This is a genomic window from Winslowiella iniecta (assembly GCF_001267535.1).
Classification (GTDB): domain Bacteria; phylum Pseudomonadota; class Gammaproteobacteria; order Enterobacterales; family Enterobacteriaceae; genus Erwinia; species Erwinia iniecta.
The window spans coordinates 1-720 of sequence record NZ_JRXE01000068.1 but is presented as its reverse complement, the minus strand read 5'-3'; the positions used below and the strand labels follow the sequence as shown (position 1 = coordinate 720).

The 720-nt window shown below is 68.8% G+C and carries 1 protein-coding gene; it reads right to left on the bottom strand.

Translation table 11 applies throughout. The features are described from left to right. Positions 1-720, bottom strand: a 720-nt coding sequence (locus tag NG42_RS21630; protein WP_052903092.1) for an RHS repeat-associated core domain-containing protein, incomplete at both ends; no start/stop codon positions are given.

The following is a 720-nucleotide window of genomic DNA, read 5'->3' as shown; positions in this document are numbered from 1 at the left end:
GGCGCATACTGGTAAAGATTCAGCCCGCCCGCCACCCCAATCGGATCCGGCTGGGTAAAACGCGCGCAGTCGGGATCGTAGTAGCGGAATAAATTGTAGTGAAGCCCGGTTTCCCTGTCGAGGTACTGGCCCTGCATCCGCAGGTTCTGCGCAAAGTCCGCCGCGTCCTGCCGCGTCTCGCGCAGCAGTTTGCCCCACGCGCCGTTGCTGCCCCGCCAGCGCACCGCGCCCGATTCGTCGGTCAGCGTTTCCGGCGTGCCGTCCGGCCGGCAGTGGTACCAGTAAATCTCCGGGTTCTCCGCCCCGTCAATCCGCGCCAGCGGCTCATAACTCTGCGGCCCGGCGTACACCCAGGTCAGCGGCACCCCGTCGACGATTTCCTGCAGCAGCCGCAGCCCCTCCCAGACGAAGCGCGTGGTGTGCGGCTCCCCGATAACCTCCCCCCATTCGTCCTGCCGCCAGCAGGTTTTGCTGACGCGCCGCCCCAGCGGATCATAACGGAAGCTGACGTGCCGCCGCGGCTGCCGCACGTCGCGGGTGTCGTGCACCACCTCCGCCAGCCGCTGCTCCCCGTCGTAACGGTAGCGCCAGCGCTCGCGGCCGCTGACCTTTTCCGCCACCCGCCCCCAGGCATCGTAACGCCAGCGGATGCCGTTCAGCTGCGTGACCCGGTTGCCGGCAACCGCCGCCGCGCCGGGGCTGACCGGGTTCGACGCTGCG